Genomic DNA, 19579 nt, shown 5'->3' on the forward strand with positions numbered 1-19579 from the left:
GATCCTCGTTCGTTCGCCTGGCGCGCGGGTCGTCGGGGCCATGGCGGCTGGAATCCGGAAACCGACGTGCCGCGCGATCGATCCCGGGTATCGATGCACCTGCATTGGTAGAAATCGATCACGGCCAGGCACGCGGGCAGGCGCGCGGGCAGCAGCGCGGGCGGGGGCCGGGCGCGTCGCGCCGCGATGGTCCGCCAGGTGCGCGACCGGCGCCGCGGATGCCGGAATGCGGCGGCCGATGGATCGAACCGGGCGGTCCCGCGCTGTCGCGCCACAATATATCGGGATATGCTGCATGGAAGCCGCGAACGTCTTCACCACGCTCGACATCGAACTGAAGCCCGATCCGTCGCGGACGGTGATCCGTCCGTTCGGCTTCAGCTACCCCGACGCCTTCGCGAAGGGGCGGCCGACCCGGTCGGAGGCGGTGGCGGGGCGGTTGATGGGGCTGGACGCGGCGATGCGCGAGCGGATGCTGGGGCTGCTCCACGACGCCATGCGACCGCGCCACCGCAACGTCGACCACGTGTTCCTGCGCCGGTTCGAGGAAGTGAAGGGCGAGCTGGGCGTCGCGGTCGAGAGCGAGTGCGACCGGTTGCTGATCGGCGCCTATTTCAGCCAGGAATATGCGTTCGAGAGCGCGGCATTGTTCAACCCATCGATCGTCGCGGTGCCGGACGAGGACCCGGACGACGGCAGCATCGCCTTCCTCCTGTCGCTGCGCGGCGTGGGGGAGGGGCATATCTCCTCGGTCACGTTCCGGTCGGGCACGTGGGACGGCGGCGACGGGCTGGTGCTGCATCCCGCCAGCTCGCAGGGCGTGCCGCCGCGGATCGAGCAGGCCGACGACGGCGGCTGGGTCCGGCTGCGCTCGCACGACAGCCACCACGTGTCCGAAACCGTGATCTTCCCGATCCTGCCCAGCCAGCGGCAGGGGGTGGAGGATCTGCGGATGGTCAACTTCACGGACCACGACGGGGTGCGCAGCCTGATCGGGACCTACACCGCGTTCGACGGCAGCACGGCGCGCGCCGAATTGCTGCGCGGCGTCGACCTGCGCACGTACGAGATGCGCCCGCTGACCGGCGCGATGGCCGCGTACAAGGGCATGGCGCTGTTCCCGCGGCGCATCGACGGCCGGTTCGTGATGCTGGGGCGGCAGGACAACGAGAATATCTGGCTGCTGCGGTCCGACGACCTGCACCGCTGGGACACGGGCGAGATCATCATGGGACCGAAATATCCGTGGGAGTTCGTCCAGATGGGCAATTGCGGATCGCCGATCGAGATCGACGAGGGCTGGCTGGTCTTCACCCACGGCGTCGGGCTGGTGCGCGGCTATTGCGTCGGCGCGTGCCTGCTGGACAAGGACGATCCGTCGAAGGTGCTGGCGCGCACCGCGTCGCCGTTGCTGTTCCCCAGCGCGGAGCAGCGCGGCGGCTATGTCCCCAACGTCACCTACAGCTGCGGCGCGTTGCTGCACGGGCGCCGCGTGCTGCTGCCCTATGCCATCGGCGACGAATATACCGCCTTCGCGGTCGGCAGCGTCGACGACCTGCTGTCGGTCATGCGGGCGTGAGCGCGTGGGACGCCGCCGCCGTGCGCGCGTGGCTGGCGAGCCGCATCGCCGCCGCGCGGACGGATCAGGTCGCGGCGGAGCGCGGCGGGCGGGAGCGGCAGGACGATTGCGACAAGGCGACGGCGGAGGAGATGGTCTGCACCCTCCTGTCGGCGAAGGTACCCGCCGACGATTCGGCGCCGTTCCTGGCGGCACTGACCGCGCTGCTGGATCGCGACGACTATGTCTGGCGCGGCGTGTACGACGACCGGCGGTTCGACCGGCACGTCCGCACGTACCTGAAGAAACTGGTGCGGATGACGAAGGCGAATGCGGGTTTCGGCAACATGACGCATTACCAGTGACGGCGCGGGCGTCCGCGTCTGCTACGGCATCGTCCGCCCGGAACGACGAAGGACGATGCCGCCTGCCATGACCGTGACCGACGATTCCCTTCGCGACCTGGGCTGGGACGCGCATTTCGCCGGGCAGCTTTCGTCGGAGGAGGCGGCGCGCCGCCGCCCGGTCCGCGTGATGGCGGTGCATCGCGGCGCGATCGCGGTCGCGGGCGCGGACTGGGACGGTCTGGTCACCCCGCATATCCAGGGCGCGTCGCCGTCCGACGATCACCCGACCGTCGGCGACTGGCTGCTGCTGGACGAGGCGACGGACCTGCCGCTGCGCGTGCTGGCGCGCCGGAACCTCTTCAAGCGCCGCGCGCCCGGCGATCCCCGGCGCGAACAGATGATCGCGGCGAACGTGGACACGGTGTTTCTGGTCGCGTCGTGCAACCAGGATTTCAGCGCCGCGCGGATCGAACGCTACCTGATCCTGGCGCGCGACGTGGGGGTGGAGGCGGTGGTGGTGCTGACCAAGGTCGACCTGACCGATACGCCCGCCGCGTTCGCCGATGCGGTCCGCGCGATCGAGCCGGGACTGGTGGTGGAGGCGGTCGACGCCCGCGTCGCGACGGATGTCGCGCGGCTGGCGGCCTGGTGCGGTCCGGGCCGGACGGTCGCGTTCCTGGGCTCGTCGGGCGTGGGGAAGTCGACGCTGGTCAACACGTTGCGCGGGACGGACAGCATCGCGACGCAGCCGATCCGCGAGAATGACGGGACCGGGCGGCACACCACGACGGTGCGCGAGATGCACCGGCTGGATCATGGCGGCTGGCTGCTCGACCTGCCGGGGATGCGCGAACTGCAATTGTCGGAGGCCGCCACGGGGATCGCGGAGGTGTTCGACGATTTCGAGGCGGCGGCGGCGGACTGCCGCTTCTCCAATTGCGCGCACGGGGGCGAGCCGGGGTGCGCGGTGCGCGCGGGGATCGCGGACGGCGCGCTGACGCAGGAACGCTTCGACCGCTGGCGCACGCTGGCCGATGCGGACGCGGCGGCCGCGCTACAGGCGTCGCGGCGGCGGCCGCGGTAGCGCGTCAGGCGATCTCGACGATCGGCGCGGGGCGTCCGGCGTCGATGCGGACGCGCTTCGCGGTCGCCTCCGCGAACGGCTTGGCGATGACGGTCGATACCGTGCGGAACTCGGCCGTCGCCGCGCTCGGGGTCAGCGTCAGCAGCAGGAAGCCCTTCGCATCCTGGTCGCAATAGCGCACCTCCGGGTTCGCCTCCGCGATCAGCGTGCCGATGCCGGGGATCAGCGAGCCGTAGGACGGGCTGGTGATCGCGGTCGCGCCCAGTTCGGCGGCGACGAGGCGGCCGGCGTCGTCGTGCAGGTCGTTGGCCCAGGCGGCGTGGCTGTCCCCCGACAGGACGATCGGCCGCGCCTTCGCGCGCCGGAAGGCGGCGTACAGCCGCTCGCGCGCCGCCGGATAGCCGTCCCAGCTGTCGAAATTGAACGGCAGGCCGGCGCGATACGATGCGATGCTCGCGGCCAGCCGCGCGCGCCACATGGCGGGCAGCGTCGCCAGCAGCGTGGCGAAGCGCGCCGGCCCCAGCTGCCGTTCGATATCCGGCCCCGCGACGCGCGCCATCACGACCTGGTTCCCCAGAACCTGCCACGGCCGCCCCGCCGCGACCGACGTCGCCAGCGTTCGTTCGACCCACGCCAGCTGCTTCGGTCCCAGCAGGTCGCGCGTCGGTTGCGCGCGTTCCGCCATCATCGGCGCATAATCCTCCGGCGCGATCCCCGCGCCCTTCGGCGCCACCTGCCGGTCGCGCGCCAGCAGCCGCGTCTCGACCATCACCAGCGTCGCCAGGTCGCCGAAATCGAAGCTGCGGTTGATCGCCGCCCAGGGCTGTCCGGGGAGCGGATCGCGGATCGGCATCCACTCGAAATAGGCCTGCATCGCCGCGGCCTTGCGCTTGTCCCAGTCGCCCTCGGTCGCGGGCGTGTGGTTCTCCGCCCCGTGCATCCAGCCGTCGTTCGCGACCTCGTGATCGTCCCAGACGCAGATGAAGGCGGCGCGCGCGTGCGCGGCCTGCATGTCGGCATCGCGCTTCAATTGCGCATGACGGCGGCGATAGTCGTCCAGCGTGACGATCTCGTGCGCGGGTTCTACGACGCGGCCGGTCTTCTTCGCGACGTCGGCGCCATACCCCTCGGGACCGTATTCGTAAATGTAGTCGCCCAGGTGGACGACCGCGTCGACGCGGTCGAGCCGGGCGATCGCGGCACAGGCGTTGAACAGGCCAGCGTAGAGCTGGCACGACGCCACCGCCATCACGACGTCCGCCGTCCTGCCGCGCGGCAGGGTGCGGAACCGGCCCACGGGGGAGCGGGTGCCGTCCGCGGCGGTGAACCAGTAATAATAATCGCGGCCGGGCTTCAGCCCCGTCGCCGCCGCCTTCGCCGTGTGGTCGCGCGCCGCACGCGCGACGACGCGCCCCGACGCCAGCACCGGGCCGTCGACGCGATCGGCGACGTGCCAGTCCAGCGCGACGTCGCCCCCGCGCGCCGTCGTGGCGCGGGTCCACAGGATCGCGCCGTCCGCCGCCGGATCGCCGCTGGCGACCCCATGGGCGAACGCCACCGCCCCCGCGGCGTCGGCGCCGCCGGGCAGCGCGAGCGCGGCGCCCGATCCCAGCCCCGATCCCAACAATGTCAGTGCGTTGCGGCGATTGATCGTCATGGCCTGTCGTCCCGTCGGCGAAGTTCGGTGCGCTAGCGCCCATCGACGACAGTCTCGCGGCGGATGCAAGACGGTTCCGTGACGGGACCGTCATGGTCCCTTCATCGCCACGCCGCCGAACCGTCACGCGCCGTCCCTAGGGGCGGCTGCAACGACATCGGGGGCTTTTTCAATGACATGCATTTCCACCCGGCTCGCGCTCGCCGCGCTTGCCACCACCTGTTCGACGCAGGCGATGGCGCAGGCCGATCCCGACATGGGCACCGACATCGTCGTGACGGCGCAGAAGCGCGAACAGCGGATCGCGGACGTCCCCGTCACCGTCACCGCGCTGACCGGCGCGCGCATGGCCGACATCGGCGTGTCCGAACTGGACGAGGTGGCGATGTTCGTCCCCGGCCTCCAGGTGCAGGAGCAGAGCGCGAACAACCCCGGCCTCGTCATCCGCGGCATCACGTCGGACAGCGGATCGGCGCAGCAGGGCGCGCGCGTCACGCTGTACTACAACGGCGTCGACATCAGCCGCTCGCGCGGGGCGTGGCAGGACCTGTACGACCTGGAACGGATCGAGGTGGTGAAGGGGCCGCAGGCGACCCTGTTCGGCACCGCCGCCGCGGTCGGCGCGATCAGCCTGATCTCCGCCCGTCCGCAGGCGGGCACGTCGGGCGGCATCGACGCGTCCTACGGCAATTTCGATCGCACGCAGGTGTCCGGCTTCATCAATGCGGGCGACGACATCCTGTCGGCGCGGATCGCGGGCGCGTACAAATACCGCCGCGGCTACGTCCGCAACATCGCGGGCGATCCGGATGTGCCCAACCAGAATCAGGGCGGGGTGGATCAGGACGACCTGAACGGGCAGGACCAGCGCGGCCTGCGCGGCTCGCTGCGCTTCCGGCCCGACGACCGCATCACCGCGGACCTGGTCCTGACCTACGACGGGCAGCGCAATCCCGGCACCGCGTTCAAGAGCCGCGCCTTCGCCCCCACGGGCGGGCAGACGGGCGATTACGGCAATGCCGAACTGTCCGGCTCGCCGAACAGCCTGGCGGTGCTGGGCGCGCGCAAGCTGGGGCTGGACCGCAACGTGTACGACGCGAACCTGACCGTCGCGGTGGACCTGTCGCCGGGCGTCACCTTCACCACCGTCAACGGCTATCGCCGCTTCGACGCGCTGGAGATCTTCGACGCCGACGGCGGCCCCGTGTCGTATCTGGAATTTGCGGAGGATGCGAAGGGCGACCAGTGGAGCCACGAGGGGCGCTTCGCGTTCGACGGCGACAGGGTGCGCGCCTCGTTCGGCTGGAACGCCTTCTTCGAAAACGGTTTCCAGCGCGTGCCGTTCGCGACGGAGGAGGGGACGTACCTGGCCTGCTCCGTCGCGGGCGCCTATGCCGCGGTGCGCGCGGGGCTGAACCGCGCGGGCATCCCGACCGGCCCGGCGTGCGTCGCACCCAACGGCACGATCCCCGCCCTGCGCGCCACCGCGGTGCTGAGCGGCGGCCGCGCAACGTCGATCCCCTACGCCGCGGAATTCACCAACTACGGCAACAACGATACCTATTCGGTGTTCGCCGACGCGACCTACATGCCCGTGCCGCAGCTGGAACTGACCGCGGGCGCGCGCATCCTGATCGAGGATCGCCAGTCGGGATATTCCTCGATCCAGCCCAATTCGGTGCTGCTGGCCGGGCTGGGCGTGCAGAGCAGCCTGCTGGGCACCGCCAATACCGGCGGCCGGAAATTCGAGGCGGAGCGCAGCTTCACCGCCGTCCTGCCGCGCTTCAACGCGCTGCTGAAGCTGGACGCGGGCGTGAACCTGTACGCCACGGTCAGCAAGGGCCGCCGATCCCCCGTGGTGCAGCTGGCGGCGGCGCGCGCGGGATCGGCGGTCGTCCCCAATTTGCAGATCGTGCCGGAGGAGAAGGTCTGGAACTACGAAGGCGGGATCAAGGGGAGCATCGGCCCGTTCACCGGCGCGGCATCGGTCTTCTACCAGACGTATGACGGGTTCCAGGTGTCGGTGACCGAGAACGGCGTGACCACGACGCGCAGCGCGGGCTCGGCGAACAATCTGGGCGTGGAGCTGGAGGGCAATGTCCGCGTCGCGCCGATCCTGTCGGTGTTCGGCACCTTCGCCTATATCGACGGCGGGATCGGGAAGGATGCGTCGAACGGCGTGTTCGCGGGCAACCGCTTCCGCCTGCAACCCGAAACCACCGCATCGGGTGGCGCGATGCTGCGCGTGCCGGTCGGCGGCGCGATCGCCTATGCCACGCCGTCGGTCACGTATCGGTCGAGCGTCTTCTTCGAACTGCCCAACAATCCCGCGATAGCCACGCCGGGCTATACATTGGTGAACCTGCGTGCGGGCGTGGAGCTGATGGACGGGCGCTATCGCATCGGCGGGTTCGCGCGGAACCTGACCAACAAGCGCTACCTGATCGACGCGGGCAACACCGGGGGCGGCTTCGGCATCCCGACCTATATCGCGGGCGAGCCGCGCTTCTACGGCGTGGAACTGGGCGCGAAGTTCTGATGCGCGCGGGCGGGGCGGGGGGTGTTCCCTTGCGCCCCGTCCGCATCCTACAAGGGGGCATGGACACCGCCTTCCCGCCACCGCCGCCGATCCTCGCCCCCGTCGTCGACGGTCCCGCCTTCCCCGTCGGCCGCGTCTTCTGCATCGGCCGCAACTATGCCGACCACGCGCACGAGATGGGCGGCGATCCGACGCGCGAGGCGCCGTTCTTCTTCACCAAATGGGCACAGGCGGTCGTGCCGTCGGGCGGCACGATCCCCTATCCGCCGGAAACCGCCGATTACCAGCACGAGGTGGAACTGGTCGTCGCGATCGGCACCGGCGGGCGCGACATCGCGGCGGCGGATGCGCCGGCGCACGTGTTCGGCCATGCGGTCGGCCTCGACATGACGCGCCGCGATCTTCAGGCGGCGGCGAAGGCGGACGGGCGGCCGTGGGATGCGGCGAAGAACGTGGAACACGGCGCCCCGCTCGGCCCGATCCACCCCGTGGCGCAGGCAGGCCACCCCGCGGCGGGGCGCATCGCGCTGACCGTGAACGACATCGTGCGGCAGGACGGCGACCTGTCGGACATGACCTGGGGCGTGGCGGACCTGATCGCGTATCTGTCGCGCTTCTACCGGCTCGAACCCGGCGACCTGATCTGGACCGGCACGCCCGCGGGCGTCGCCGCGGTGGTGCCCGGTGACGTGCTGGTGGCGTCGATCGCGGGCCTGTCCGACCTGACCGTCACCATCGGGGAGCGGGCGCGTGGCTGATCCCGTCCTGCACGGCTATTGGCGCTCCACCGCGTCGTATCGCGTCCGCATCGCGCTGAACCTGAAGGGCGTGGCCTATCGCGACGCCTTCCACCACCTGCGCGACGGGGCGCAGCGCGCGCCCGCGTACCTGGCGCTGAACCCGCAGGGTTTCGTGCCCGCGTTGCAGGTGGGCGACGCGGTGCTGACGCAGAGCCTGGCGATCTGCGATTATCTGGACGAGGTGTATCCCGAGCCCCCCCTGCTCCCCGCCGACCCGGTCGCGCGCGCGCAGGTGCGCGCCGTGGCGCAGGTGATCGCGTGCGACGTCCATCCGGTGCAGAACCTGAAGGTCCTCGACCGCCTGCGCGCGGCGGGGCTGGACGGCGCGGCGGTGAAGGAATGGGCGCGCGCGACGATCGACGACGGGCTGGACGCGTGCGACCGGCTGCTGGCGGAGCGGGCGGGGCCGTATTGCTTCGGCGCGTCGGTGACGCTGGCCGACCTGTTCCTGGTCCCGCAACTGACCAACGCGCGCCGCTTCGGCGTCGACCTGCGCTGGCCGCGGTTGCTGGCGATCGAGGCGGCGTGTTTGAGGCTGGATGCGTTCCGGCGGGCGGCGCCGGAGAATCAGCCCGACGCGGAGTGAGGGGGGGGCGGATCAAGCTTCCGGCGGCTCCGTGCCGTCATGGGGGTAGAGGAGACGATGCGTGACCCTGCCGTCCGGACCGTCGCGGACGATTCGCCCGATGCCGCCGTGCCGCCGTGCCGCCGTGCCGGCGGTGGGCACGGGTTGCAATTCGTCCGTGCCGGCCACAGCATGGCGGACGCCCTCGCGGCGCAACGGATCGTCCCGAAGGACTGCGGTGGAACCTGTTCCAGAGGATATCGAGGTCGTGTTCCTCGCGCAGCGCGGGGCATTGCTGTCGTTCTTGCGCGCGCGCAACGCCGGCGAGGCGGCGGAGGACGTCCTGCACGACATCTGGATGCGGCTGCCGCGCGGGGCGGCGGACATCCGTTCGCCGCGCGCCTATCTGTTCCGCATGGCCAATGCCGTCCTGATCGACCGGCGCCGCAGCGCGGCGCGGCAGCGGCGGCGCGACGATGCGTGGCATGAAACGGCGGGTCCGATCGACGGCGATCGATGCGAGCGGCCCGCGGCGGATCGCGCGATCGCGGCGCGCCAGGCCGCCGCGGCGGTCCTTGCCCTACTCGACGCGCAGGGGCCGCGGGTCGCGCGGGTTTTTCGCCTGCACCGGATCGACGGCATGATCCGGCGCGATATCGCCGCGTGCCTGGGCGTCAGCCTGAGCACCGTCGAGGGCGACCTGCGTCGGGCATATGCCGCCCTGGCATCGTTCCGGGAGAGCGACGATGCGGCCTGAGATCGCCATCGACGACGAGGCGATCGGGTGGGCGGTCCGCTCGTCGGAGCCGGACTTCGACGACTGGGAGGGGCTGGCCGCGTGGCTGTCGACGGATCCGGCGCGCAACGCGGCGTACGATCGGGCGATGATGGGTGCTGCCGCGGCGCAGGACGCGCTGGTGCAGGGCGCGGTCGTCGTCCCCCTCGGCGCGCGCCCGTCACGCCCGGCGTCGGGGCGGCGCCTGCTTCCCGCCGCCGGCTGGATCGCGGGCATCGCGGCGTGCGCGGCCGGCGCGCTCCTGCTGCTTCGTCCCGTCGCCCCCGTCGCCCCGCCCCCCCGGATCGTCGATGCGCCCGCGGGCCGGGCGCGCGTCGTCGCGCTGGCCGACGGCACCCGGATCACGATGGCGGGCAGCAGCCGGTTGCTGCTCGACGACGGCGATACCCGCCGTGTCACCCTGTCGCGGGGGCGGGCGGTGTTCGCGGTCCGGCACGATGCGACCCGCCGCTTCGGCGTGACGGTGGGCGCGCACGAGGTGGTCGATGCGGGCACGGTGTTCGAGGTCGCCGAAATCGCGGGCGGCGCATCGGTGGCCGTCGCGGAAGGGGCGGTGATCGTCGATCCGGCGGGCATCGCGGCGCGACTGGCGGCGGGCGAGGTGCTGGTGCTGCGCGACGGCGACCGGCCGCGACGTTCCGCGATCCCGCGCGAGGCCGTGGGGCGGTGGCACGCCGCGCGCATGACGTACCGCGCCGCGCCGCTGCCACAGGTGGCGTCCGACCTCGCGATCGCCTGGGGCCGCACGCTGTCGGTCGATCCGGTGCTGCGCGACCGGCGCTTCACGGGTATTCTCGTCCCGGCGGTCCTGCGCGACCGTCCCGACGAGCTGGGCGCGCTGCTCGACGTGCGTGTCCGGACGGACGCGGCCGGATGGCGCCTGCTGCCGCGGTGAGGCGGTGGGCGGCGCCGCTCTGCCTCGTCGTCGCCGTCGTTCCGGCGGCGGCGCAGACGATGGACGTCGACATGCCCGCCGCGCCGCTGACCGTCGTCGTGGAGCGGCTGTCCCGGCGGTTCGGGATCAGCGTGGTCCTGACCGACCCGAAATTGCTGACGCGCCGGGTTCCCGTCACGTTTGGCGCTGGAAGTCTTTACTCGCTTGGCGGGGCCCCCCTGTCCTTCACGGATACGCAGGCGGTCCGGTTCGATTGAGATGCACGGAATGTCGTCATAGACCTTGACATTGTTCGGGCGCAGTTTGCCCAACTCATCCAGTCGACACCCGGTGAACGGAGCAAGAAGTAAAACCCAAAACAATGTGCGAGGGGAAACCCCACTCCGCTCGGGCAAAGGAGAGCGGAAAATTCTCACCAGGTCTTGTGACTCGAACGGCAGGCGAGGATCTTCGATTTCATTTTTCGGCAGCGACTTTACGGCCTTTGCCACGTTGTCGCTGATTATCTCTAGCTCTTCGACAGCATGCTCAAGCGTCACGCGAATGGCAGAGAGAGCTTTGTTCACCGTTGCAGGAGATAACGTCGTCAGCCCTTGCGCCTTGGCGAGTTCGACCTGCTCGAGAAGCGGGAGGGCGGTGATCTGCTTTCCAGCGCGCGCGGGAAGCCCGGCGTAGGTACGACGATAAGCACGAACCATGGATGCGGTGATGGTATCCACGGGCGGATCATCGTGCAGGCGTGCGAACCGGCCGATAGCCGTGCGCCACTCGTCTACTAGCTTCGGCTCGCGGGGCTGAAACGCAGCCCAATCCTCGAAAACCTGCGCGATGGTCGGGGTAGCGTCCTTCGCCGAGGTTTGGGACGCCGCCGCCGCCGATGACGCCGCCTCAATCCCGGTGACCAAGATCGGGGATGGCAAGACACGGGCTCGTCCTGAATCTATCCTCAGCGCGCATGCAGCGCATAGCCTGTCGAGAAACGCTCGACCGATCGCTTCGTACAAAGCTGGTTCTATCGGGAAGGCGATGCGGTTGCCGTAGGCGATAGCGATAATTGCCCAGTCGATGGGATCAAGGCTTGGCAAGTTGGAAATGCGCTGCAGGGTCTCTAGCCATGGCAGCGGGCTGAAGTCGGGTACCGCCTCCAGCATCGCCTTGCGGTCGCCGTGGTCTCGTAGGTCGTCCGCGGTAGGCGGCGTGCCGAAATCGTAACGGGCGCCGGGTTCATGATCCGCCAGGCCATGGGCATGCCTGAATGCTCCAATTTCGAGCGAAGCCAGCTTCTGCGCGATGCCTTGAAGCTGTTGATCGCTACTACCCTCGAGATAGGTGTCGACCATCACGCGTGCTGATCGGAGATGGCCACTTGCCAGTGCTCGTTTCGCCGAGGCGAGTTTTTGATCGTAGGCAACCGCATGAGGGTGATAGCGCCGACGAGCCTCATCAGGGTCGCGAGTGTCGAGCGTCCGCTTATACTCGCTCGTGACACCGTCGAAGAACGGGCGCAGCGGCGCGGGGATGACCCGTCGGAAATAGAAGATGCCGGTGCGAGGATCTTTGAAAGGGGCAGCCATACGGATCACTTTGTACGCATCCTTTGTACACAAGGATGGGTAAAGCGTCCATAATCACCACAAAAACCGCGCTAATCCGCCATTCTAGCAGGTGCTGGTGACCCCTACGGGAATCGAACCCGTGCTTCAGCCGTGAAAGGGCCGCGTCCTAACCGCTAGACGAAGGGGCCGTGAAGGCGAGCGTCCGCCTACGGAAAGCGGGGGCGGGGGTCAAGCGGCTGGATGCGAAAAGGGCGGCCCGTCGCCGGACCGCCCCCTTTTTCCCGATGGCCGCAAGGCCGCGGGATCAGCGCTTCGAGAACTGGAAGCTGCGGCGTGCCTTCGCACGGCCGTACTTCTTGCGCTCCACGACGCGGCTGTCGCGGGTCAGGAAGCCTGCGGCCTTCACCGGCGCGCGCAGGATCGGTTCGTAGCGGGTGATCGCCTGGCTGATGCCGTGCTTCACCGCGCCCGCCTGGCCCGACAGGCCGCCGCCCTTGACGGTGCAGACGACGTCGTACTGGCCCTCGCGCTCGGTGATGCCGAACACCTGGTTGATGACGAGGCGCAGCGTCGGACGCGCGAAATACACCTCCTGGTCGCGGCCGTTGATCGTGATCTTGCCCGAGCCGGGCTTCAGCCAGACGCGCGCGACCGCATCCTTGCGGCGGCCGGTGGCATAGGCGCGGCCGTACTGGTCCAGTTCCTGCTCGCGCAGGGGTGCGCGCTGCACCGGCGCCTCCGCCGTGCCGGACAGATAGGCGTCGGCCGACACTTCGTTGCCCTGGTCCGTGCCCGCGGGCGCATCGGTCGCGGCCTGCTGCTGACCCAGCGCCGCGCCCAGATCGGCCAGCGACTGGCGGTTGTCGGAGGAATCCTGGCGGTTGTCGGACATTATGCGCCCACCTTGTTCTTGCGGCTCATGCCGGCGATGTCGAGGACCTCGGGGTTCTGCGCCGTGTGCGGATGCTCGGTGCCGTTGTAGATGCGCAGGTTGCGCATCTGCTGCCGACCCAGCGGCCCGCGCGGGATCATGCGCTCCACGGCCTTTTCCAGCACGCGATCGGGGAAGCGGCCGTCGAGCATCTTCTCGGCGGTGACGCCCTTGATGCCGCCGGCATAGCCGGTGTGGCGATAGTAGATCTTCCCCTTCAGCTTGTTGCCGGTGAAGCGCACCTTGTCCGCGTTGATGACGATGACGTTGTCACCGCAATCGACGTGGGGAGTGAACGACGTCTTGTGCTTGCCGCGCAGGACGTTGGCGATCACCACCGCGGCGCGGCCGACGACCAGGTTTTCGGCATCGACGATATGCCACTTCTTTTCCACTTCGTGCGGCTTGGCCGCCTTCGTGGTCTTCATCAGCGCCTTCATGGGGCCAGACCTTCATTTCGCGTTCGACAGGAAAAAGGACGCGGTCCCCGCCGGGACGCACGCCGTTGCCAGCGCCAATGACCGCGGACCCTTCGAAAGTCAAGGTTTCCGGGCTGTTCCCGGCGGGTACGGGGATACCATGGCGACGAGGCGGGCCGTGCGGACGGTCGTGGCGGTGCGCACCACGCCCCGGTGGCGGGCGGTCAGGCGGCGATCCTCGCGCATGTCGCGGACCAGGCCGTCGGCGCGGGCGATCGTGCGGCTGCGCACCAGCGTGCCGGCATCGTCGCGCGTCACCACGACCGTCACGTCGCGACCGCGCCGGACGGTTTCCCGGACAGGCAGGAGGGTTCCGTCGGTCGCGGGAAGAGTCGTGTCGCGGCCCGCGTCGCGCCGGTCGGCGTCCGCCCCCGCGCACAGTGCCAGCAGATCGCCCGCCAGCGTCTGCACCCGCACCGCGGGCGTGGCGGCGTCGTGCAGCGCCAGCAGGCGTCGGCGCGAGGCGGGGTCGTCGTCCGTCGCCACGATCGCGGCACGCAGCCGGTCCCACAACGGGTCGACGTCCTCGACCGCGATCAGTCCGCCGTGACGGTCGAGCCTGACGATGATGGGCACGCCGGCCAGCGCGGACTGGAGCCGCGCGAAATGGCGTGTCCCGCCGCTGTCGGCCGCACTGGCGGGCAGCGCGCGCAGGACGGCACGATATCCGTCGTGGTCGCGCGTGAACGTCACGGCGTAATCGGTGGCGAAACGGCGGACGCCGCCTTCCCCCGACTGGCGCTCCCCCAACTGGCGTTCCATCGTCATGGTCAGGCGATAGGGGGCGTCGGTGGCGGGGGCGAACCGCGCCGCCGCGGGCGTCGCCGCCAGCGCGACGAGCGCCGCCGCCCGGCCGAGCCTCACCGCCGGCGCGCCCCCGCGGCATGCGCGGCGGCGGTCGCGGCGATCAGCAGCAGCGCGGCATTCGCCTGGTGCGCGACCGCGACCGCGATCTGGACGCCGCTCAGCAGCGTCGCGATGCCCAGCAGGACCTGCACCACGACCAGCGCGACGACCGCCGCCCCCGCCGGTCCGCGCACCTTCAGCGCCATCCACACCAGCGCGCCCGCCGCGGCGAAGGCCAGCCAGCGGTGGATGAACTGCACCACCACGGGATTGTCGACCGCGTTGCTCAGCGCGGGCGTCAGCATCGGGGCGTCGGCGGGGAAGAACGCGTCGCCCATCAACGGCCAGCTGGCGAAGGCATAGCCCGCGTCCAGCCCGGCGGTCAGCGCGCCGAACACGATCTGCACGAACAGCAGGGCCAGGACCAGCGCGGGGCCGCGGCGCAGCGGCGTCGCGCGCGCGCGCGGGTCGGCGGCGCGGGCGGACAGGTCGCGCGCGGTCCACACGATCCCCGCCAGGATCAGCAGCGCGACGGTCAGGTGGACGGCGAGGCGGATGTGGCTGACGTCGGTCCGCTCCGACAGGCCGGAGGCGACCATCCACCACCCGATCGTCCCCTGCAATCCGCCGAGCGCGAGCAGGGCGGTCAACCGCCAGCCGTATCCGCGCGGGATGCGCCCGCGCACCGCGAACCACGCCAGCGGAAGCGCGAAGGCGAGCCCGATCACCCGGCCCAGCAGGCGGTGGGCATATTCCCAGAAGAAGATCGCCTTGAATCCGTCCAGCGTCATGCCGCGGTTCAGCTGCTGATATTCGGGGATGCGCTGGTAATTGGCGAATTCGGCCAGCCACTGCGCCTCGTTCAGCGGGGGGACGATGCCGCTGATCGGTTTCCATTGCGTGATCGACAGGCCCGATTCGGTCAGCCGCGTGATGCCGCCGACGATTACCATCGCGACGATCAGCGCGGCGACGACATGAAGCCACCGCACGAGCGCGAGGGGGCGTGCGGTGACCGAATAGCCGGAAGATGCCTGGAGCATGGCGCGTCCTATCGCATCGCCGGGGGCGCGTCGATTCTCTTGCGCACGGCCCCGCGGCGGCGCGGACGCATGATGTGATGTTGTAACATGGGCAGGGATGCGCTACATCGTCGTCATGGCGCGGCATGACTCCCCCTCGATCATCGACCGGCTGGATCGCTGGGCGATCTGGCTGTCGGCGGCGTGCGTCGCGCATTGCGTCGCCACGACCGCGGCGGTCGCGACGCTGGCGGTCGCGGGCGGCGTGCTGGGCAATCCGGTGATCCACCAGGTCGGGTTGATCGCCGCGATGTTGCTGGGCGCGGTCGCGTTCGGGCGCGGGCTGCTGCGGCATCGGCAGGCGCTGCCGATGGCGGTCGGCGCGATCGGACTGGCGCTGATGGCCGCCGCGGTGGTGATGCCGCACGGGGAGAACCATCTGGCCGAATCGATGCTGACGATCGCGGGCGTCGCGGTGCTGGCGGGGGCGCATGCGCTCAACCGCCGGGCCTATCGCTGAACTTGCCCGCGCGCGCGCCGGACCCTATTTCACCGTCATGGCGCACGATCACCACGAACCGCAGGGCGTCGCGCTCCAGGACGCCGCGCGGCTGACGCTGGAGCGATCGGGCGAGCAATGGACCGCGATGCGCGCCAGCGTCTACGCCGCTTTGTCGGGTTTCGCGAAACCGGCGTCCGCCTACGACATCGCCGACGCGGTGTCGCGCAGCGAGGGGCGGCGGATCGCGGCGAACAGCATCTATCGCATCTTAGACCTGTTCGTGACCGCGAACCTGGCGCGCCGGGTCGAAAGCGCGAATGCCTATGTCGCGAACGCGCATCCCGCATGCCGGCACGACTGCATCTTCCTCGTGTGCGACGCCTGCGGGCGGACGACGCATCTGGACGACGACCGGGTGACCGGCGGAGTGCGCGATGCGGCGCGCGCGGCGGGTTTCCAGCCGATCCGCCCGGTGATCGAGGTGCGCGGGCGCTGCGCCGCCTGCGCGGTCGCCAACTGACGCCCCGCGCGGGCCGGTAACCGGTAGCAATCGACACGACGTGGGACGTCGGCTATTCGGGACGGATGGCCGACGCACCAGAAACGCCCCTGCTCGATACCGTCACCACCCCCGACGACCTCCGCACACTGAAACCCGAACAGTTGCGGCAGCTTGCCGACGAACTGCGGCAGGAGACGATCTCCGCGGTCGGCACGACCGGCGGGCATCTGGGATCGGGGCTCGGCGTCGTCGAACTGACGACCGCGATCCACTACGTCTTCGACACGCCGCGCGACCGGTTGATCTGGGACGTCGGGCACCAATGCTATCCGCACAAGATCCTGACCGGGCGGCGCGACCGCATCCGCACCCTTAGGCAGGGCGGCGGGCTCAGCGGCTTCACGAAGCGCAGCGAGAGCGAATACGACCCGTTCGGCGCGGCGCATTCGTCCACGTCCATTTCCGCCGCGCTGGGCTTCGCGATCGCGAACAAGCTGTCGGGCGCGCCGGGCAAGGGTATCGCGGTCATCGGCGACGGCGCGATGTCCGCGGGGATGGCGTACGAGGCGATGAACAATGCGGAGGCGGCGGGCAACCGGCTGGTCGTCATCCTGAACGACAACGACATGTCGATCGCGCCGCCCGTCGGCGGGCTGTCGGCCTATCTGTCGCGGATCGTGTCGAGCCGCGAGTTCCTGTCGCTGCGCGACCTGATGAAGCGCGTCGCGCGCAAGCTGCCGCGCCCGTTCCACACCGCGGCGAAGAAGACCGACGAATTCGCGCGCGGCATGACGATGGGCGGCACGTTGTTCGAGGAGCTGGGCTTCTATTACGTCGGCCCGATCGACGGTCATAACCTCGACCACCTCATCCCCGTGCTGGAGAATGTGCGCGATGCGGAGGAAGGGCCGATCCTCGTCCATGTCGTGACGAAGAAGGGCAAGGGCTATGCCCCGGCCGAGGAATCGGCGGACAAATATCACGGCGTGCAGAAGTTCGACGTCATCACCGGCGCGCAGGCGAAGGCGCCGCCGGGACCGCCGTCGTACCAGAACGTGTTCGGCGACGCGCTGGCCGACGCCGCGGATCGCGACCCGCGCATCTGCGCGATCACCGCGGCGATGCCGTCGGGGACGGGCGTCGACCGCTTCGCGCAGCGCCACCCCGATCGCGCCTTCGACGTCGGCATCGCGGAACAGCATGCGGTGACCTTCGCCGCCGGTCTCGCCGCGCAGGGGATGCGGCCGTTCTGCGCGATCTATTCCACCTTCCTGCAACGCGCCTACGACCAGGTCGTCCACGACGTCGCGATCCAGAACCTGCCGGTCAGGTTCGCGATCGACCGCGCGGGGCTCGTCGGCGCGGACGGCGCGACACATGCCGGGTCGTTCGACGTCACCTATCTGGCGACGCTGCCCAATTTCGTCGTGATGGCGCCCGCGGACGAGGCGGAGCTGGTCCACATGGTCCACACCTGCGTCGAGCATGACAGCGGCCCGATCGCGGTCCGCTACCCGCGCGGCAACGGCACCGGCGTGGCGCTGCCCGCGACGCCCGAGCGGCTGGAGATCGGCAAGGGCCGCGTGGTGCGCGAGGGCAAGACGGTGGCGATCCTGTCGCTCGGCACCCGCCTGGCCGAGGCGATGAAGGCGGCCGAGGCGCTGGAGGCCAAGGGGCTGTCGACGACCGTCGCCGACCTGCGCTTCGCCAAGCCGCTGGACGAGGCACTGATTCGCCGCCTGCTGACCAGCCACGAGGTCGCGGTGACGGTGGAGGAGGGCGCGATCGGCGGCTTCGGCGCGCACGTCCTGACGATGGCGTCGGACGCGGGCCTGACCGATGCGGGGCTGAAGCTGCGCACGCTGCGCCTGCCCGACTCGTTCCAGGATCAGGACAAGCCGGAGGTGCAATATGCGCAGGCCGGTCTGGACGCCGACGCTATCGTCGCCACGGTGCTGAAGGCGTTGCGCTGGAACGAGAACGCGGAACAGGCCGCGCGCGCCTGAATGGACCCCGGCTGGACGAAGGTGATCGCCGCCACCGCGGTGGCGTTGCTGGGGCTGCTGGGGCTGAACCTGGCGATCTGGCGGCGATTGCGGCAGGTGTCGCGGGAGCGGGGCGAATTGCCGCCGGGCGGGGAATGATCTAGTCTGCGGGCGTCCGCGCGTGGAGGTGCCGTGATGAAGATCGATCGTTGGGGCGACAGCCTCGCCGTCCGTATCCCGCCCGACGTCGCTGAGGCGCTGGGCCTGAAGGAAGGCGACGAGGTCGAGGTGGCGGCAGCGGTGCCGACCGGCACGGCGAAGGACCCGGCCGAGCGCGCCGCCGCGATCGCGACGTTGCGGTCGCTGCGGGGGCTGGTTCCCGCAGGATTCCGCTTCGACCGCGATGAGGCCAACGCGCGTCGGTGAGCGCGTTCTTCGATACCAATATCCTCATCTACTCGCTCGAAGGCGATCAGGTCCGCTCGCGAATCGCCGGCGACGTGGTCGCGTCCGGTGGGTGGATCAGCGTGCAAGTTCTGAACGAGGTGACGAATGTGCTGCGTCGGAAACTCCGTCGCGAATGGGCACAGGTCGATGTGGCGCTCCAGGTCTTTCGGTCGACCTTGAATGTCATCCCGCTCACATCGTCGATCCACGTGCGCGGCGTGGCACTGGCGCGACGATATGATTTCGCGATCTACGACGCGATGATCGTGGCCGCCGCGATGGAGGCGGAATGCTCGCGCCTCTATACCGAGGACATGCACCACGGCCTGACCGTCGACGACCGACTGACCATCCTCAACCCGTTCGTCTAGCGCATTCCCGGCCGCACCTCCGCGGGCCGAGGCATCGACAGAATCGCGCGCGCGTCGCCCGGCGAGCGCGCTTCCCCGTTCGGGCCGCCGCCCGCGTCGATGACGCGGTCGAGCAGGTCCAGCCCCTCGCGCCACAGGCCCAGCCCGCTCGCGGCGTTCAGGTGCCCGTATGGCCCCGCCTCCACGAAATGACTGCCCCAGTCGACCGCCAGGCTGTGTGCGCGGTCGACGCCGATCCACGGGTCGTCGGTGCTCGCCACGACGATGGACGGGAACGGCAGCGGCGCGCGCGGCGCGGGGGCGAAGGGCGCCAGTTCCGCCGCCACGCCGTCCCGGTCGACATCCGCGGGCGCCACCAGCAGCGCGCCCGCGACGGGCCAGCCATAGGGCTGCGGGCTCAGCGACGCCCACCACGCCACCGCGATGCAGCCCAGCGAATGCGCCACGAGAACGACGGGCGCGCGCGCGGCGGCCACCGCCTGGTCCAGCTTCGTCACCCAGGAATTGCGATGCGGCCGGTCCCACATGCCCAGATCGACGCGCGCGACGTCGGGCCGGTGGCGTTCCCACAAGGTCTGCCAGTGCGCCGGGCCGGAATTGCCGAGGCCCGGCACGGTCAGGATGGTCGGGCGGACCGACAGGTCGAGGGCGGAACGCGTCATCACCACCTCCTCTTCAACATCCGAAGGGCGAGGCC

The 19579-nt window shown here is 70.1% G+C and carries 21 protein-coding genes, 1 tRNA gene and 1 pseudogene; 15 read left to right on the plus strand and 8 right to left on the minus strand.

Annotation, left to right across the window (positions count from 1 at the left end; all coding sequences use genetic code 11):
• Window positions 1-295: 295 nt before the first annotated feature.
• The 3 genes from ASG29_RS07975 (at window position 296) to rsgA (ending at window position 2989) form a co-directional block, all read left to right on the plus strand.
• A complete protein-coding gene (locus ASG29_RS07975) occupies window positions 296-1579 on the plus strand; it encodes a glycoside hydrolase family 130 protein (protein ID WP_055982668.1) in 1284 nt (427 codons plus the stop codon).
• Window positions 1576-1923, plus strand: a complete 348-nt coding sequence (locus ASG29_RS07980; protein ID WP_082515835.1) for a hypothetical protein — start codon at window positions 1576-1578, stop codon at window positions 1921-1923. Before ASG29_RS07975 ends, ASG29_RS07980 begins: the two co-directional genes overlap by 4 nt.
• Before the next feature lie 67 nt (window positions 1924-1990).
• Window positions 1991-2989, plus strand: a complete 999-nt coding sequence (gene rsgA, locus ASG29_RS07985; RefSeq protein WP_055982670.1) for a ribosome small subunit-dependent GTPase A — start codon at window positions 1991-1993, stop codon at window positions 2987-2989.
• 4 nt (window positions 2990-2993) lie between these two features.
• Here rsgA and ASG29_RS07990 read toward each other — a convergent pair whose 3' ends face one another.
• The gene (locus ASG29_RS07990; RefSeq protein WP_055982672.1) at window positions 2994-4646 is read right to left on the minus strand and encodes an alkaline phosphatase D family protein; all 1653 of its coding nucleotides are present in this window, start codon (window positions 4644-4646) and stop codon (window positions 2994-2996) included.
• Between the two features lie 172 nt (window positions 4647-4818).
• Between ASG29_RS07990 and ASG29_RS07995 the strand changes: the two genes are divergently transcribed.
• From ASG29_RS07995 to ASG29_RS08020, 6 genes are all read left to right on the plus strand, one after another.
• On the plus strand, window positions 4819-7185 hold the full coding sequence (locus tag ASG29_RS07995) for a TonB-dependent receptor (RefSeq protein WP_055982674.1): 2367 nt from the start codon (window positions 4819-4821) through the stop codon (window positions 7183-7185).
• A 59-nt stretch (window positions 7186-7244) separates the two neighbouring features.
• A complete protein-coding gene (locus ASG29_RS08000) occupies window positions 7245-7943 on the plus strand; it encodes a fumarylacetoacetate hydrolase family protein (RefSeq protein WP_055982676.1) in 699 nt (232 codons plus the stop codon).
• Window positions 7936-8571 carry a maleylacetoacetate isomerase gene (gene maiA / locus ASG29_RS08005; protein ID WP_055982678.1) on the plus strand — a complete coding sequence of 212 codons (636 nt, stop codon included), beginning with the start codon at window positions 7936-7938 and terminating at the stop codon, window positions 8569-8571. The genes ASG29_RS08000 and maiA overlap by 8 nt, the downstream gene beginning before the upstream one ends.
• Before the next feature lie 217 nt (window positions 8572-8788).
• A complete protein-coding gene (locus tag ASG29_RS08010; protein ID WP_055982680.1) occupies window positions 8789-9307 on the plus strand; it encodes a sigma-70 family RNA polymerase sigma factor in 519 nt (172 codons plus the stop codon).
• Window positions 9297-10241, plus strand: coding sequence for a FecR family protein (locus tag ASG29_RS08015; protein WP_055982683.1), 945 nt, complete (start codon window positions 9297-9299; stop codon window positions 10239-10241). The genes ASG29_RS08010 and ASG29_RS08015 overlap by 11 nt, the downstream gene beginning before the upstream one ends.
• Window positions 10238-10498, plus strand: a complete 261-nt coding sequence (locus ASG29_RS08020; protein WP_055982685.1) for a hypothetical protein — start codon at window positions 10238-10240, stop codon at window positions 10496-10498. Before ASG29_RS08015 ends, ASG29_RS08020 begins: the two co-directional genes overlap by 4 nt.
• A 1134-nt stretch (window positions 10499-11632) precedes the next feature.
• On the opposite strand, the pseudogene ASG29_RS17825 reads toward ASG29_RS08020, so the two are convergent.
• From ASG29_RS17825 to ASG29_RS08045, 6 genes and pseudogenes are all read right to left on the minus strand, one after another.
• A pseudogene (locus ASG29_RS17825) lies at window positions 11633-11815 on the minus strand (DUF6538 domain-containing protein); the annotation flags it as partial.
• A gap of 95 nt (window positions 11816-11910) precedes the next feature.
• Window positions 11911-11985, minus strand: a tRNA-Glu gene (locus ASG29_RS08025).
• A 116-nt stretch (window positions 11986-12101) separates the two neighbouring features.
• On the minus strand, window positions 12102-12689 hold the full coding sequence (gene rpsI, locus ASG29_RS08030; protein WP_082515841.1) for a 30S ribosomal protein S9: 588 nt from the start codon (window positions 12687-12689) through the stop codon (window positions 12102-12104).
• Window positions 12689-13168, minus strand: a complete 480-nt coding sequence (gene rplM, locus ASG29_RS08035) for a 50S ribosomal protein L13 (protein ID WP_082515843.1) — start codon at window positions 13166-13168, stop codon at window positions 12689-12691. The genes rpsI and rplM overlap by 1 nt, the downstream gene beginning before the upstream one ends.
• 99 nt (window positions 13169-13267) lie before the next feature.
• The gene (locus ASG29_RS08040) at window positions 13268-14071 is read right to left on the minus strand and encodes a hypothetical protein (RefSeq protein WP_055982687.1); all 804 of its coding nucleotides are present in this window, start codon (window positions 14069-14071) and stop codon (window positions 13268-13270) included.
• Window positions 14068-15096 carry a COX15/CtaA family protein gene (locus ASG29_RS08045; RefSeq protein ID WP_055982688.1) on the minus strand — a complete coding sequence of 343 codons (1029 nt, stop codon included), beginning with the start codon at window positions 15094-15096 and terminating at the stop codon, window positions 14068-14070. Before ASG29_RS08045 ends, ASG29_RS08040 begins: the two co-directional genes overlap by 4 nt.
• Before the next feature lie 97 nt (window positions 15097-15193).
• Here ASG29_RS08045 and ASG29_RS08050 point away from each other — a divergent pair, with 97 nt between their 5' ends.
• The 6 genes from ASG29_RS08050 (at window position 15194) to ASG29_RS08070 (ending at window position 18882) form a co-directional block, all read left to right on the plus strand.
• Window positions 15194-15595 (plus strand): MerC domain-containing protein, encoded by a 402-nt coding sequence (locus ASG29_RS08050; protein WP_235532827.1) that lies wholly within the window; start codon window positions 15194-15196, stop codon window positions 15593-15595.
• A 37-nt stretch (window positions 15596-15632) separates the two neighbouring features.
• Window positions 15633-16097 (plus strand): Fur family transcriptional regulator, encoded by a 465-nt coding sequence (locus ASG29_RS08055; RefSeq protein WP_055982690.1) that lies wholly within the window; start codon window positions 15633-15635, stop codon window positions 16095-16097.
• Window positions 16098-16162: 65 nt separating this feature from the next.
• Window positions 16163-18085, plus strand: a complete 1923-nt coding sequence (gene dxs / locus ASG29_RS08060; RefSeq protein ID WP_055982693.1) for a 1-deoxy-D-xylulose-5-phosphate synthase — start codon at window positions 16163-16165, stop codon at window positions 18083-18085.
• Window positions 18086-18223 (plus strand): hypothetical protein, encoded by a 138-nt coding sequence (locus ASG29_RS16695; RefSeq protein WP_156457950.1) that lies wholly within the window; start codon window positions 18086-18088, stop codon window positions 18221-18223. It begins immediately after the preceding gene.
• A 36-nt stretch (window positions 18224-18259) separates the two neighbouring features.
• On the plus strand, window positions 18260-18490 hold the full coding sequence (locus ASG29_RS08065; RefSeq protein WP_055982695.1) for an AbrB/MazE/SpoVT family DNA-binding domain-containing protein: 231 nt from the start codon (window positions 18260-18262) through the stop codon (window positions 18488-18490).
• On the plus strand, window positions 18487-18882 hold the full coding sequence (locus ASG29_RS08070; RefSeq protein ID WP_055982697.1) for a PIN domain-containing protein: 396 nt from the start codon (window positions 18487-18489) through the stop codon (window positions 18880-18882). Before ASG29_RS08065 ends, ASG29_RS08070 begins: the two co-directional genes overlap by 4 nt.
• Here ASG29_RS08070 and ASG29_RS08075 read toward each other — a convergent pair.
• The gene (locus ASG29_RS08075) at window positions 18879-19544 is read right to left on the minus strand and encodes an RBBP9/YdeN family alpha/beta hydrolase (protein ID WP_055982699.1); all 666 of its coding nucleotides are present in this window, start codon (window positions 19542-19544) and stop codon (window positions 18879-18881) included. The genes ASG29_RS08070 and ASG29_RS08075 overlap by 4 nt on opposite strands.
• Window positions 19545-19579: the final 35 nt, after the last annotated feature.

It is taken from the genome of Sphingomonas sp. Leaf412, assembly GCF_001425405.1.
Taxonomy (GTDB): Bacteria; Pseudomonadota; Alphaproteobacteria; order Sphingomonadales; family Sphingomonadaceae; genus Sphingomonas.